Raw genomic sequence first — 15,136 nt, forward strand, 5'->3', positions numbered from 1 at the left:
CAAAAGAAAATAATGAGTGTAAAAATAAAATGTGTTGCCAAGCAATTGCCAAAGTTTTCAAGAACTACAGAGGAGATTCTTCCTTTTTTGGATATTTGGTTAGAAGGTCAAGAAGAGCGTTTTATTCGAAAAGTTAAAAAAATTTTTGAAGGTGCAGGAGTAGATAAGCGTTATTCGATAATGGATCCGTTAGAGGTTTTTGAAAACACCTCATTTGAAGATAAAAATGATATCTATATCAGGGAAGTGATTGATTTGGGTGAAAAAGTCCTGAGCAAAGCATTGAAGAAAGCCCGATGGCTCCCTGAGGATTTGGATTATATCATAACTGTGAGCTGCACTGGAATAATGATTCCTTCGTTGGACGCTTATTTGATTAACAGTTTGAAATTAAGGCAGGATATAGTGAGATTGCCGGTGACCGAAATGGGTTGTGCGGCGGGAATTTCGGGAATTATATATGCAAAGAATTTTCTTCAGGCTAATCCAGGTAAAAAAGCGGCGGTTATTGCGATTGAAAGTCCGACAGCTACGTTTCAATTAAATGATTTTTCGATGGCGAACATTGTGAGCGCTGCAATTTTTGGTGATGGAGCGGCCTGTGTTTTGCTTTCATCAGTTGAAGAAGAGGAAGGGCCAGAGATTTTGGCAGAAGAAATGTATCATTTTTTTGACAATATTCATATGATGGGATTTAAGCTTACCAATTCAGGATTGCAAATGGTTTTGGATATTGATGTTCCGGAGACGATAAGTTCTCATTTTGGCGATATTATTCATCCTTTCCTGAAAAAGAATAATTTGAAAATATCAGATATTGATCATTTAATTTTTCATCCGGGAGGAAAAAAAATCGTTCAGATTGTTGAGGATCTCTTTTTCGACCATGGAAAAAATATAGACGATACCAAAGCTGTTTTGAAGCTTTACGGGAATATGTCAAGCGCAACCGTGTTGTATGTTTTAGAGCGATTTATGGATAAAAAACCCGAAAAAGGCTCTAAGGGCTTGATGTTGAGTTTTGGACCCGGATTTTCGGCTCAAAAAGTATTGCTGCAGTTTTAGAATACTAGTGAGATTCTGTGTATTGTTTGTTTTAAGTAAAATCAATGGAAAAAAAAGATATAATTTCAAAATTGCCCTATTCCAAACCTTTCTTGTTTGTGGATGAAATAGTAAGAATTAATGAAGATGGCGTGGAGGGAGAATATACTTTTGATGAAAATCTGGATTTTTACAAAGGTCATTTTAAAGGAAATCCAGTTACTCCCGGAGTGATTTTAACGGAGGTTATGGCTCAGATTGGGGTGGTTTGTTTGGGGATATTTTTATTAAATGAAAAACTAAATTCAATGTCGGTAATCGCCTTAACATCAACTAGTATTGATTTTTTAAAACCTGTTTTTCCAAATGAAAAAGTAACTGTAATTTCTCAAAAAATCTATTTTAGATTTGGAAAATTAAAATGCAAAGTCAGTATGAAAAATGCAAAAGAAGAAATTGTTTGCAGTGGAATAATTGCAGGTATGATAGTTTAAAATTAATTAAAAATGAAAAATCGAGTTGTTATAACAGGTCTTGGCGTAGTCGCTCCAAATGGGGTAGGTCTTGACACGTTTCAACATGCGATTAAGAACGGAATTTCCGGAATAAAACATTTTGAGGAATTGGAAAGATTAAAATTTTCGTGCCAAATTGCTGGAATGCCAGATGTTTCTTCTGAATTGGCGTTGCAATATTTTTCTGAACTAGAACTTAAGAATTTTAATGCGACAGGGATTTTATATGGTGTTATAGCGGGAATTGATGCATGGAAAGACGCCGGCTTGTCAATGAAGGTGCAGGAAGAGCCCGATTGGGACAGTGGGACTATTTTTGGATCGGGAACCTCTGGTATTGAAAAATTCAGAGAAAGTATTTATAAAATTGATGATTTAAAATGCAGGAGTTTGGGAAGTACCACTGTGATCCAAACAATGAATAGTGGGATAAGTGCTTATTTAGCGGGAAAATTGGGTTTGGGCAATCAAGTTACGACCAATTCTTCAGCTTGTACGACTGGAACCGAAAGTATTATTATGGCGTATGATCGTATAAAATCAGGTCAAGCCAAGCGTATTCTGGCTGGAAGCACCAGTGATTCCGGTCCTTACATTTGGGGAGGATTTGATGCTATGAGGGTTTGTACATTTAGACATAACGATTCTCCTGAAACAGGTTCAAGACCTATGTCGACGAGTGCATCAGGGTTTGTGCCTGCTAGCGGGGCCGGTGCTTTAGTTTTGGAAGATTTGGAGGCGGCTATGGCAAGAGGCGCTAGGATATATGCAGAAGTGCTAGGAGGAAATTTAAATTCTGGAGGACAAAGAGGTTTGGGTACCTTAACGGCTCCAAATCCTATGGCTGTTCAAAAATGCATTCAAAATGCGATTAAGAATGCGGGAATTACAGGTAAAGATGTTGATTTGATTAATGGCCATCTTACTGCTACGAGTAAGGATAGTTTGGAAATTTCGAATTGGAGCATGGCTTTAGGTAGACGAGGAGTGGATTTTCCTTATATTAATTCATTGAAATCAACTGTGGGACACTGTTTATCGGCTGCGGGGAGTATAGAAAGCGTGGCCAGTATTTTGCAATTGCATCAAGGTTTTATTTTTCCGAATCGCAATTGTGAAGATTTGCACCCAGAAATTACCGAAATCATTGATTCGTCAAGAATTCCATTGCAACTGATTGAAAAAAATTTAAATATTGTCATGAAAGCCAGTTTTGGATTTGGAGATGTGAATGGATGTGTTGTTTTTAAAAAATATTAATCTTAGTAAATGATAAGTTTTAGTAATTGGTTTAACAAAATATAAACTTTATGAGTAGAGAAGCGACAATAGAACAGTTAAAGAATATAGTAAAGCCTTATGTTCAAAATCAGGAAGCATTTGATTCTCTTACAGAAGAAACTGATTTTGTGAATGATTTGAGAATCAATTCGGCTAATTTGGTTGATGTGATATTAGATATTGAAGAAAAATTCGATATTATAATTGATAATGAATCGATGGAGAAAATGGTCAATGTAAAAGCAGCTATTGGTGTTATAGAGACCGAATTATTAAAACAATGATTGGTAATGATATAGTTGATCTTGATTTAGCCCGAAAAGAAAGCAATTGTAAGCGGAAAGGATTTTTGGATAAAATTTTTTCTCAGCAAGAACAATGCTTGATTCTTAATAATTCTAATCCGGAGACCATGGTTTGGAATTTATGGAGTAGAAAAGAAGCTGCGTATAAAATTTACAATCGAGAAACAGGGATAAGCGGTTATTTTCCACGGCGATTGCAATGTCATTATGAAGACGAAATTTCTGGAACGGTTTCTATTGATGGGTTTGTTTTTTATACCCAAACTTATATTACTGAATTTTATATTTACTCAATTGCTGTTTCCAAAATGGATTTTTTTAGTAAAATAAAGCCTTTGGATTCTTTAGAAAATATAAAAAAAGAAAATGGAATCCCTTATATTTTGGATGCTTTTTCAAATGCAATTGCTCCAGTTTCCATAACACATCATGGACGTTTTCAAAGGATAATTGCATTGGACTGGTAGCTTGAAAATTTATTTGATTCCTAATCTGTTCTTCAGTTTTAAAAACAGCAATGCGATAGTGTATGCCTCTTCAGAAGGAGATTTTCGGTAGCTTTTCGGTAATTTAAAAATTTCTGATAATTCGTCAAGTGAAAACTGTTTGTCGTTGACATCTATCAGTTTACGATACATCACATCAATGTCTAAAGCTTCGTTTTTTAATCTGCCGCAATCCAGTCTCATCAGAGCACTATTGATCATGTCGACATCAAAATCCACGTGATGTCCAATTAAAACGGCATTTCCAATATAATCTATAAAAGCTTCGATTGCCTCTGGTTCACTTAGTTTTTTCATCTTGCTTTCCAAAATGAATTCATTTGATAAACCATTATCGTGAAAATACTTGTATTGCAGTAAAATAGATTCAAAACTGTCACCTATATGAATTTTGTTATTCACGATGGCAAAGGAACCAATAGACAAAATAACATCCTTATCGGGATTAAGTCCAGAAGTTTCAGTAGAAAACACCACATAGCGTTTTGATTTGTGTTCAAACTTAGCGAGGTAAGTTTTCCAAAAATCAGGATATTCTTTATTTATATTTTTTAGCCAATCTAGCATCATTATGAAAATTGCGTTAGTTTGAAATTACTTTTAATTAATTCTTCCAGTTCTTTCATTGGGGCTAAGGCATTCTTTAGTTTTTCTTTATCTAATTTTGTTAGTTCGCTCAGGTTTATATATTGTCCTGAATTTTCATTTTTTAAACCTTCATTTACTCTAAATTTTGATAAAGTCAAAAATGCTTCAGCACAATTTAAGTAAATATCTGCATTTTTCGCATCAATAATTGCTAATTGTTTGAAACGCAGGTAGGTATTATTTAATCCTTTGATGTTGAAATGCAAGGCAAATAATCTGGCTCCGTCAATTAAAGGCATTAATGCTCTGGTTTTTATGTCAAATTTATTTTTGTTAGGTTCGTCTTCTTCTACTACAAATTTCTTGAAAAAGGTAAGAGGAGAATTTTTTCTTAATGCATCATTTCCTAAGAAGTCAAAAAACAATGTGTTATGATCCAAGTCTTTTAGAATCACATTTTCAATAGCTTCAAATATCTTTTTTTCTCCAAAAACAAGTTCCAGGTCAAAAAAGATGCTACTAAGATCATTACTATTTTCACCTGGAGTATTCATCCAGCTGTCGTATTGTTTAGTCCAGTCTGTCAATGATTTACACCAAAGCATATTGCTTGCCATATGACCATTTGGACATAATTCATAACCAACTTTTTCCAGTGTTGCAGTTGTTCTTTTTGCTAATTTCAAGAAATAATCTCGTACGTCTCTATATTTATCGGGAGCTACATCTTCAAATATTAATAAACTGTCTTGATCAGTCAGTAATAATTGCTCTTTTCTACCTTGGCTTCCCGTGCTTAGCCATGCAAAGCGTGCAGGAGGAGAGCCTAAATCCAAAATAGACAATTCCACAGCACGTTTTAATATAGCTGAATTTATTTCGCTCGCAATATTGTTTATATTAGAAAGCGGAATATTTTTATGGATTGAATTCTGAATCAATTCAGTCAATCTTTCTCGTAGATGTTTTAGTTCCTTTCCATTGGATGATCTTTTGATTTCTTTGATCAAAACACCTGGGTTATTGGCTTGGGCTATAATCAGATCATGTTCTGAAATCACTCCTTTCACGGAGGATTTATCTGTTCCGTCTGAAGTGACGCACAAATGGGTTACATTGTTTTTTAGCATCAAAAGCTGGGCTTCGGCCAAAGAGACATTTTCTACAACGGTTACAACCGGAGCAGACATGATAGCTTTCATGGTTACGGTCAAAGGAAACTGCCCTGTTGCAATTTTGGAACACATATCAGTATGGGTAACTATTCCAATGGGTAATTGATTGTCACAAATAACTACACTGGTAGAACTGTTTTCTGTCATTAGTAGAGCAACATCTTTGGCAATGTCATTGATAGTTGCCGTAAGTGGTAGTCTATTATAGGTCAATGACTGAAAATATTGCATTTCAGATTTTTGATCAATATAGACGACATTATCATTGGCTAATTTGCCTCTTAGGTTTTCTTTTTCTTTTGGATTCCAGGTGTTCGTGGCGAAACTTTCTAAAAGAAAATTCAATACATCCGGATTATTGGCTACAAAAGGCCTAAAAGTGATAATTGGTATGGCATAAATAATACTTTCTTCACGGGCTTTGGCCGTCATCATGTAATTATTTTTGGCAAAAAATGGTCTTAAACCCAAGACATCACCTGCATGGCACTTATTCAACAAGGTTTCTTCGGCATCAGCGATAACGGATAAATGAATCACACCGGAGGCAACTACATAGAAACAATCATGCAGTTTGTCATTTATTTGGAATAAAGTTTCATTTTTTTCCAGGTTCAAAACCCGAATACTTGTAGCAATGGCTGATAGTTCTTGAAAAGTCAAGTTGTCGAATGGTGGGTATTCTTTCAAAAAGTCAGCGATATTTTCTGCAATTGTATTCATAGTCTTGTTGTAAAGTAATGCTTGTAAAAATAATAAAAATAGATTTTAAAAGTAAGGCTATAAAAACTAATTTTGATAAATTGCGGTATAGTTAAATTTTTCATAAAATACTATGTCTTAGAATGATATTGAATGCAATTATTTAATTTTAATGCTAAATAAATAAATAAACTATGAAAATTTTAAAAATCTCATTACTAGTGGTGTTCTCGTTTTTTGCGATTTCATTTGTAAATGCCCAAGAGAAGCCCAAGAGTCCCCCAGAAAAAGCGACTGGAACGATTAATGGAGCAACGATTCAAATTAATTATGGAAGTCCTTCGGTGAGAGGCCGAAAAATTTGGGGAGAATTAGTTCCTTTTAATGAAGTTTGGCGTGCTGGAGCTAATGAAGCTACAACTTTTGAAACCGATAAAGATCTTACCATTGAAGGTTTGAGATTGCCGGCGGGAAAGTATTCGTTTTTTGTTATTCCTAATCAAAACGAATGCGTCGTTATTTTTAATAAAGAAGCCAAGCAATGGGGCGCATATAAATACAATGACAAAGTTGATCAACTGCGTGTAAAAGTAAAACCACAAATAGCTGATTCAGCTACGGAAAAACTAACGTATATTATAAATGCAACCGATGTAGAATTAGTTTGGGAAAAATGGATTATTGGTTTTAGCGTAAAATAATTTTTTTTATAATTTTTATAAATCATCGTCATTAAATTGGCGATGATTTTTTTTGCTCTGATTTATTGTGAAAGTGGCAGAATAGAAGGTGTTTTTTTTAATGATAAATATAAAAGAAATACTAAGGATATACCGTGTTCAAAATATTCTATTTTACATAATATAAATTATAGTTCATTTTGCGCTATACAAAAAATAGCGAAAGGAGCCTTTTTTACCATTATTGAGCCATCTTTACCAACTCAACTTCAAGTCTGTCGAAGTTCTCTTCGTTTTTGTCAACTACAAATGGTCTTAATTTATTGGATTCTTCTGCTGTATCGAAAATCATTTTGAAAACAATTTTGGTTTTGTCACTGGAGATTTCTTCAAATGTTGTCAAAATTTTAAAAAGTGGTTTTGAATGACGTTTCCAGGCAATTAGATTTGGTTCGTCAATTTTTATAAATTCAACTTCATTGGGATAATTTCCTTTGTCTGGGCCGTGCATAATAAAACTCCATTTGCCGCCTGGTCGTAAGTCAAATTCATTGAAAGTATTTGTGAATCCTTTTGGTCCCCACCAATTTTTTAAATGATTTGGATCAGTCCAAGCTTTAAAAGAAAGATCTATGGGAAAGTTCATAATTCTCGTAGTTACAATTTCACAGTCTGGTGTTGTTGGGAAAATTTCTGATTCCATTGGTGTATTTTTTATCGGTTGTAATAATTGCGATTAGTTTTCAAAAAACAGACAGAAAGTTAGTAAAAAAAATAGAAACCTCAATACTTCAAAAGCTATCTTTGCAAAAGACAAAAATGATTATGACAAAAGGGAAATACATACAGCTGATCTTAATTTTGGGTTCGATGACTGCGCTTGGACCATTTTCGATTGATATGTATTTGCCCAGTTTTTCAGGGATTGCCAAAGATCTTCACACTACAGTGACTTTAGTTTCCGAATCTTTATCCAGCTATTTTATCGGAATTTCATTTGGGCAATTGTTATATGGGCCGTTACTGGATCGCTATGGTCGAAAAAAACCTTTGTTTATTGGTTTATTGGTTTATATTTTGGCTTCTTTAGGATGCGCTGTTGTGGCTGATATTCATGTTTTTATAGGACTTCGGTTTATTCAGGCTGTTGGGAGTTGTGCGGCCACAGTAGCTTCGGTTGCGATGGTTCGGGACTTGTTTCCGGTAAAGGAAATACCTAATGTTTTGTCCAAATTAATGCTGGTTCTTGGACTTTCTCCAATGTTGGCACCCACTATTGGAAGCTATGTAACAACCTATTACGGTTGGCATCCCATATTTTTTATCCTTACGTTTCTGGGAGGTTTTGTGCTAATCGCATCACAGTTGGGCTTGCCTGATACACACAAACCAGATCGTACTATTTCATTAAAACCCAAACCTATCATTAATAATTTTGTATCAATTATCAAAGTACCGCAGTTTTATACCTATGCTTTGACAGGCTCAATTGCGTTCTCAGGATTGTTCACTTATGTTGCGTCCTCTCCAATTTTGTTTATGGATATTTTGAAAGTGGACGCGACGGTTTATGGTTGGATTTTTGCTTTTATGTCGGTGAGCTTTATTGGCTCCAGCCAATTGAATTCTTTATTATTGAGACGATTTTCCAGCGAACAGATGATTTTTGGTGCTTTGGTTGCCCAAATAACAATCAGTGTAACCTTTTTGATTTTGGCTCTTAATGGACTTTTGGGATTGTATGGTACAATCGCCATGCTATTTCTGTTTTTGGCTTGCTTGGGTATTTCTAACCCCAATACGGCAGGATTGACCCTTGCTCCTTTTGCAAAAAATACAGGAAGTGCCTCGGCATTGATGGGTGCCACTCAATTGGGAATAGGTGCTTTATCTTCTTTCGCGGTGGGTATTTTTGTCAAAGATTCGATGGTACCGATGGTTGCGATAATGACTTGCACTACTATTATCGCTTTTATTATTTTGAATATTGGTAAAAGAAAAATCAAGGAAACCGTTGTGAATTCTGGAGATGATGAGATTATGGTAGGACATTGAGATTACTATAAATCGCATTTTAATGAATTTTCAAGGTTATAGTCTTATTTTTCGATAGGTTTATTCTCGTTCCTTTTTTCTAAATTAATTTCTCGTAAAGTCACGAAGACGTTAAGTTTAGAACTATTTATTTTGGTAGAAAGAATGAGGCTTACTTAATAACATTGATTTTTAAAAACTAGGCACTTTCATCAAACATAATTTCATCTGAACTGCCTATCTTGTATAGAGGTTTCTCAATGGGTAATGTAAAATAAAAAGTAGAACCTTCCCCTTCAATGCTTTCTACCCATATTTCACCGCCATTTTTTTCTAAAAAGCCTTTTACCAATAATAAACCTATTCCAGCGCCTTTATTCTCTTTTCTTGTTTCAGAAAGTGTTTTCATTTGCGGAGTGAAAAGTTTTTCCATGATTTCTTTAGACATTCCAATTCCGGTATCTTTCACCTGAACAATAATTTTATCCTCTTTGCTACTTGCTGAAATCTTTATTGAACCTCCTTTTTCCGTATGTTTTATTGCGTTTGAAACGATATTTTGAATGATGGAAATTAACATTTTGCTATCGGCAAATACTGAAGTGTTCTCTTCGATTTCATGATGAAGATTTATAGTGTTTATTGACGCCGTTTCATTTAAAGTTTCAAAAACTTTTTCAATGTATTCAATAAGTTTCAATTTTGTTGGAGAAAAGGTATCTGATGCGTATTTTATTCTTGCCCATTCCACTAAATAGTCCAACATTTCCAATTCATCTGTTGCCGATTTATAAACCAAATCAAGCATTTCCTGCACAGTATCAGAATTCATTTTGCGAAAATTTTCTTTTAGATATTTTGCAGTTCCTATAATTGCTGACAGCGGACTTCTCAAATCGTGCGAAAGTATCGCCATAACACTCTCTTTATGAGTATTAAGATCTTCCAATTCTTTAATGTAATTTTTTATCGCATCCTCTGATTGTTTTCTGTCAGTCAAGTCCCTTAAAACCTTGACGTAGCCTAACATTTCACCGTTTAAACCGATGAGCGGAAAAACCAATCCATAAGCATAAAACAGGCTCTTGTCTTTGGCAATGTGCCATCTATTGTCTGTTGCTCTACCTTCTTTTAAAGCGGTTTCGATTTCTTTTTTTGGAATACCATTTTTTAAATCTTCCTCTGTAAATATTAGATCAAAAGGTTCACCAATAACTTCATCTGTTTCGTAACCAAATATTTTTGTAGAGCCTGAACTCCAGCTATTTATGATAAAGTCATTGTCTAATGTAAAAATGGAATAATCTTGTAAACTGTCAATTATTTGACTATAAAACTCAGCCGTTGGTATGTATTTGTTTTTAAGGACTTTTGTGAAGTTTTGTTTGGTTTCCATTGGATTTATTTTAGTCATTATGATGAAATAGTAGGTATTATACAAAACACCATTGCTCATAATGTTGCTTTATTCAGCTAGTTTGATGCTAAATTAAGCCTAATCTTCGGATTTGTAACGAGACATCCAATAAAAACTATTTTTTAATTTAGTCAAATGCTAAAATCTATTGTAATTGCAGGAAGTTTCTGTTTTTGGTATTGAGAAACAACAGGATAATCTTTATTGTGGATTTACTTTACGGGGATGGATTGCAAATCTACGCTATCGGGTTCTTAGTGTTATATGTTTATTTATTTTCTTAAGAATTCGAAGATTAATTCATTTAATTTTTTTGGTTGTTCAAAAGGTATATAATGTGTTGCATTCGGAATGATTTCTAATTCAGAATTCTGTATCAATTTCTGTATCTCTTTAGAATGTTCTTCTTTTATTACATCATCGCTTCCAGCAATTATTAATACTGGATTAGTAATATGAATGAGTTGTTTTGAAGTTATATCTGGATGATTTAACATCAGTTTGATTAAACGTTGATTGCCTGCCTCATTTTCTGAAATTTGTTTTTTTAAATCATTTATGAAATATTCACTCACTCCAGAAGGATTTAAATTGGCGCCGATTGTCACCAGTTTATTTACCAATTCAGGATGTTGCGAATTGAAAATCAATCCTGTATTTCCGCCGTCGCTCCAACCAATAATACTCATTTTTTCAAAATTCAGATGCTGAATGACCTTATATAAATCATCAGCGAATTCTTCATAAGTATAGTCCTCTTTTGTTAAGTCTGTGCTTTTTCCTTGACCCCGAGTATCAATTGCAATTACATGATAATATTTTGAAAAAAATGGTATCTGTTGATAGAAATCCGAAATACTCCCATTGTTACCGTGAAGAAATATTAAAGGATGTCCTTTTCCATATTCTTCATAATATATTTTTGCATTTCCTAAATCAATATATTTTCCATCCATACTTTTTCCATAACTTGTTTTTAGCGCTTTTTCTTTATTTGTAATAACTTCAATCAAAGTTTTAGTCTCACTATTATCGGCGGTATTAGTATTATCGGTGCTATTATCTTCTTCAGTTAGATTCTTTTCGTCTTTATTTTTAGTATAACTGATTTTAAGGTTTGAAATAAAACCTCCTTCACTTGACTCCCAGATTCCCTGACTTTGATATCTGAAAAGTAAATTTTTGGAAAGTGTTTTTTTTGCTGACAGTCCAAATATAAATTCAGTATCTTCTAATGGTTTGTAATCAACTAATTGTAGGGTTATAGCAATCTTATCCAGATGATTAAAAACTAGTTTATATTTTGATAAATCAATGTTCTGCCAGCCAGTTGTAGAAGTTTTATAAATGATGTTCTCGTCAAGAAGCGATTGATCAGGAACATTATTTTTGATACTGTAAATATTGAGTTTTAAAGTGATTTCCTTAAATTTTGAACTTGGTATAATATGATAATTATAAGATTTCAGCTTTGTTTTTTGATAAACTGGAAAGAAACTACCTTGTTCAATTGTTGGTACATTTTTATCAAACATCTTTGAAAATGTTAGAAAAGGTCTGGTTTTTTGTCCAACAACTTTTTCTTTCATTTTATTTGTCTTAATGACAACTTCATTAAGATTCGTTGTTTTATAATCTAAAATAATTTTAGGATTTGCTTGTAAGTCAGTTATAGAAACAATCTTGTTATTATATCCAATAGAACTAAAAACTATTTCTTTATTGTCTAAATTATTTGGAATTTCAAATTTATACTTTCCGTTTTCATCAGTAATTGTTCCTAGTTTTGTGTCTTTTATTCCAATTGAGCAATAAGGAACTATTATATTGTCTATGCTTTTTACATTTCCTTCAATTATCGTTTGTGCGTAACAGTTTAAGCTAACTGAAAGAGTAATTGCGAAAAAAAATCTATACATTTTTTGTTTTTAATTTCTGATAAATATAGATATCATCTTGCTTAAAATAGTTTAATTTAATTGAATTTTAACAATTAAATACAGAAGTATCTTGCATAGAATATCAGTTTTTATTTCTTAAGTATCACACCTCCCCTTTCGTTCTCTTCTCAGGTCTGATAATCATTCGTAACGATTGATCTTTGGAAAAATAAGCAATCATCCAATGGTAAAAAGTATTTAATCTATTGCGATACGTTATCAAGGACATCAAGTGAACAAATAACCAAATCATCCAAGCCAAAAAGCCATTGAAATGCATTTTGGGTTTGGGTAAATCGACAACAGCTTTGTTTTTTCCAATGATTGCCATTGAACCTTTGTCGTTGTATTTAAAGGGTTTCAAAGGTTTGTTTTGAATCATTAATTTGAAGTTTTCGGCAAGGTTTAATCCTTGTTGGATTGCCACTTGCGCTACTTGGGGGTGACCTCCCGGGAAATTTGCATCGTTGATTTGGATGCAGGTATCGCCAATGGCGTAGATGTTATTGGTAGCGTTAACTTTGTTGAATGCATCGGTAGCCATTCGTTTGCCACGACCGTAACTTTCTGCCGGAATTCCTTCAAATTCCCTTGCCGAAACTCCTGCCGCCCAAATTAAGTTCTTGGTTTGTATGGTTTTCCCATCGGCGAAGAAAACGGTATCGTCTTTGTAATCAACCACTCGGGTATTTAGTTTGACAACGACTCCAAGTTGAGTCACTGCTTTGAGCGTATCGGCTTGTGATTCCAAGCTCATAGGCGATAACAAGGCATCTCCCCCATCGATCAAATAGATATTACTGGCGGAGGTTTGTAATTCGGGATATTCTTTAAGCAAAATGTTTTTTCGCATCTCGGCAAACATTCCGGAAACTTCCACTCCTGTTGGGCCTCCTCCAACTACAACAATGGTTAAATGTTTTCTGCGTTCGTGTATGTCTTTGCAAATGGCAGCTTTTTCCAAATTTTTCAATAAGGCATTGCGCATTTCGATGGCATCATTGAGGGTTTTCATCGGAATGGCATTTTTCTTGACATTTTCCATTCCAAAATAACTCGTTTCGGCTCCCGTTGCAAAAACTAAGCAGTCATACTGCAATTCGCCGTTATTGAGGATGATTTTGTTTTCGGCAGGAATTACTTTAAGTAATTCGCCCAAGCGAAACTGCAGATTCTTTTTGCCTGCAAAAAACTTTCGGAAAGGATAACTGATGCTCGAGGGTTCCAAAAAGCCTGTGGCAACCTGATAGATGAGTGGCGGAAAGAAATTATAATTGTTTTTGTCAACAAGGGTTACTTCAATTCCTTTTTGGTTGGTGAGTTCTTTGGCTAAATTAATTCCGGCGAAACCTCCGCCTATTATTACTATTTGCATATTGAGACTTTTATTTATAGTGATTAGCAGCTATGAGATTAACTCATAGAGTAAATGTATAAGCTGTTTTTTACCGCAGATTCGCAGATTTTAATAAAAATTTTATCTGTAGATTAACCGCTTTCAGCGGAATTAGCGCGAATTAATTTCTCTAAAATTATAAAATTCAACTTTTCAATAAATAATCTGCGAATCTGCGGTAACCATAAAAGTACAATATATATTAGGAGCAAATATTAGTTTTTGAATTTTTTAACAGGCTTTTCTGCTATTTCAGTTTTGTTTTGCAACAAATAATTGGCCAACAATTTTTCTATTAATTCGTCTTTGGTAAGATGATGAAAAATGGTTTTTATTTTTGTTTTTAATTCGGTGTCAACGTCGTGATTGGGCTTGGTTTTGAAGATTTGTTTCGCCCATAAAAGGGTGTTGTTCTCTTCAATACTAGCTACGGATGGTTTTTTGTATTTGGTAAACTGGATTCCCAATTCTCTTTCGAAATCGGCAATTTCAGCTACTTCTTCGGGTTGCAATACAGTCAAAGAAAGTCCTTTGGCTCCTGCCCTAGCCGTTCTACCGCTACGGTGAACGTACACTTCATACACATCCGGTAAATGATAATTCACTACATAAGAGATTGCTGCCACGTCAATTCCTCTTGCTGCCAAATCGGTTGCCACCAAAATATTGATGTGCCCCTCACGAAATTGCTCCATGATTCGGTCACGAATTCCTTGAGACAAACTTCCGTGTAAAGCTCCTGATGAAAATCTATTGATTGCTAGGTTTTTGGCCAGTTTATTGACAGCAGCTTTGGTTTTACAAAAGATAATTCCGCGTTCTCCATCTTTAGAATTCAGGAAATGCATTAAAACATCCAATTTTTCTATAGGATCTACCACAATATAATTATGATCAATGCCTTGATTACCCACAGTTTCCATACTGGCGCTTACCGTCACTACGTTTTTGTTTAAGTAATTCTGGATTAATTGCTTGATTGTTCCAGGCATAGTCGCCGAAAACAAAAAGGTTCTGTAGGTTTTAGGTAATTCGGTTATGATTTCGTCCAAAGCTTCTTTAAGGATAGACACCATTTCATCGGCTTCGTCGAGAACTAGAAATTTGGTTTCTTTTAGGCTAATGGCTTTGCGCTGCAACAAATCGATCAAACGACCCGGTGTGGCCACGACGATATGTGTTGGTGATTTTAATCTTTCGATTTGTGGTTTGATTGGGATTCCGCCACAAACCGCTGCGATGGAAACTTCAGGAAGATACTTGGCGTAACTTTCTAAATTATTGAAAATTTGTTGTCCCAATTCTCTTGTAGGCACTAAAATTATTGCTTGTACGACAGAAACATTGGTGTCTACCAATTGCAACAATGGTAAACCAAAAGCTGCGGTTTTTCCCGTTCCTGTTTTGGCAAGTCCTACGATATCGGTAGTGTTAGCTAACAATAGCGGAATGGTTTTTTGCTGAATTTCGGTTGGGGTTACAATTTCCATTTCGGTAATCGCTTTTAGTATTCCTTTTGAAACCCCTAAATCTGAGAATTGTGTTGACATGCT

At 34.4% G+C, this 15,136-nt stretch carries 14 protein-coding genes; 7 read left to right on the top strand and 7 right to left on the bottom strand.

The features are described from left to right. Positions 1–12: 12 nt before the first annotated feature. Genes C8C85_RS17105 through C8C85_RS17125 form a run of 5 tightly spaced genes read left to right on the top strand, consistent with a single transcriptional unit; the run spans position 13 to position 3,612 of the window. Positions 13–1,065 (top strand): type III polyketide synthase, encoded by a 1,053-nt coding sequence (locus tag C8C85_RS17105; RefSeq protein ID WP_116798096.1) that lies wholly within the window; start codon positions 13–15, stop codon positions 1,063–1,065. A 44-nt stretch (positions 1,066–1,109) separates the two neighbouring features. After that, positions 1,110–1,538, top strand: coding sequence for a 3-hydroxyacyl-ACP dehydratase FabZ family protein (locus C8C85_RS17110; protein WP_116798097.1), 429 nt, complete (start codon positions 1,110–1,112; stop codon positions 1,536–1,538). Between the two features lie 12 nt (positions 1,539–1,550). Beyond that, on the top strand, positions 1,551–2,819 hold the full coding sequence (locus C8C85_RS17115; protein ID WP_116798098.1) for a beta-ketoacyl-[acyl-carrier-protein] synthase family protein: 1,269 nt from the start codon (positions 1,551–1,553) through the stop codon (positions 2,817–2,819). Positions 2,820–2,869: 50 nt separating this feature from the next. Next, positions 2,870–3,124 (top strand): acyl carrier protein, encoded by a 255-nt coding sequence (locus tag C8C85_RS17120; protein ID WP_116798099.1) that lies wholly within the window; start codon positions 2,870–2,872, stop codon positions 3,122–3,124. Next, entirely contained in the window at positions 3,121–3,612 is a 492-nt protein-coding gene (locus C8C85_RS17125; RefSeq protein ID WP_116798100.1) for a 4'-phosphopantetheinyl transferase superfamily protein, read from the top strand. The genes C8C85_RS17120 and C8C85_RS17125 overlap by 4 nt, the downstream gene beginning before the upstream one ends. 9 nt (positions 3,613–3,621) lie before the next feature. On the opposite strand, the gene C8C85_RS17130 is transcribed toward C8C85_RS17125, so the two are convergent. Together C8C85_RS17130 and C8C85_RS17135 are read right to left on the bottom strand one after the other, a co-directional pair. Further along, a complete protein-coding gene (locus tag C8C85_RS17130) occupies positions 3,622–4,221 on the bottom strand; it encodes a 3'-5' exonuclease (RefSeq protein ID WP_243412129.1) in 600 nt (199 codons plus the stop codon). Next, positions 4,221–6,137, bottom strand: coding sequence for a DUF294 nucleotidyltransferase-like domain-containing protein (locus C8C85_RS17135; protein ID WP_116798101.1), 1,917 nt, complete (start codon positions 6,135–6,137; stop codon positions 4,221–4,223). The genes C8C85_RS17130 and C8C85_RS17135 overlap by 1 nt, the downstream gene beginning before the upstream one ends. 173 nt (positions 6,138–6,310) lie before the next feature. Here C8C85_RS17135 and C8C85_RS17140 point away from each other — a divergent pair, with 173 nt between their 5' ends. Beyond that, positions 6,311–6,817, top strand: a complete 507-nt coding sequence (locus C8C85_RS17140; protein WP_116798102.1) for a DUF2911 domain-containing protein — start codon at positions 6,311–6,313, stop codon at positions 6,815–6,817. Between the two features lie 220 nt (positions 6,818–7,037). Here the strand turns inward: C8C85_RS17140 and C8C85_RS17145 are convergent, their stop codons facing one another. Next, positions 7,038–7,499: an SRPBCC family protein gene (locus C8C85_RS17145; protein WP_116798103.1), complete on the bottom strand. Its 462-nt coding sequence runs from the start codon at positions 7,497–7,499 to the stop codon at positions 7,038–7,040. 122 nt (positions 7,500–7,621) lie between these two features. On the opposite strand from C8C85_RS17145, the gene C8C85_RS17150 reads away from it, so the two are divergent. After that, positions 7,622–8,851, top strand: a complete 1,230-nt coding sequence (locus tag C8C85_RS17150; RefSeq protein WP_116798522.1) for a multidrug effflux MFS transporter — start codon at positions 7,622–7,624, stop codon at positions 8,849–8,851. A 178-nt stretch (positions 8,852–9,029) separates the two neighbouring features. Here C8C85_RS17150 and C8C85_RS17155 read toward each other — a convergent pair whose 3' ends face one another. From C8C85_RS17155 to C8C85_RS17170, 4 genes are all read right to left on the bottom strand, one after another. Further along, entirely contained in the window at positions 9,030–10,286 is a 1,257-nt protein-coding gene (locus C8C85_RS17155; RefSeq protein WP_116798104.1) for a PAS domain-containing sensor histidine kinase, read from the bottom strand. A 233-nt stretch (positions 10,287–10,519) separates the two neighbouring features. Then, positions 10,520–12,166: an alpha/beta fold hydrolase gene (locus C8C85_RS17160; protein WP_116798105.1), complete on the bottom strand. Its 1,647-nt coding sequence runs from the start codon at positions 12,164–12,166 to the stop codon at positions 10,520–10,522. A 124-nt stretch (positions 12,167–12,290) separates the two neighbouring features. Next, positions 12,291–13,562: an NAD(P)/FAD-dependent oxidoreductase gene (locus C8C85_RS17165; RefSeq protein WP_116798106.1), complete on the bottom strand. Its 1,272-nt coding sequence runs from the start codon at positions 13,560–13,562 to the stop codon at positions 12,291–12,293. A 236-nt stretch (positions 13,563–13,798) separates the two neighbouring features. Further along, positions 13,799–15,133, bottom strand: a complete 1,335-nt coding sequence (locus tag C8C85_RS17170; RefSeq protein ID WP_116798107.1) for a DEAD/DEAH box helicase — start codon at positions 15,131–15,133, stop codon at positions 13,799–13,801. Between the last annotated feature and the right edge of the window lie 3 nt (positions 15,134–15,136).

Source organism: Flavobacterium sp. 103, assembly GCF_003096795.1.
In the GTDB taxonomy this organism is placed as follows: domain Bacteria; phylum Bacteroidota; class Bacteroidia; order Flavobacteriales; family Flavobacteriaceae; genus Flavobacterium.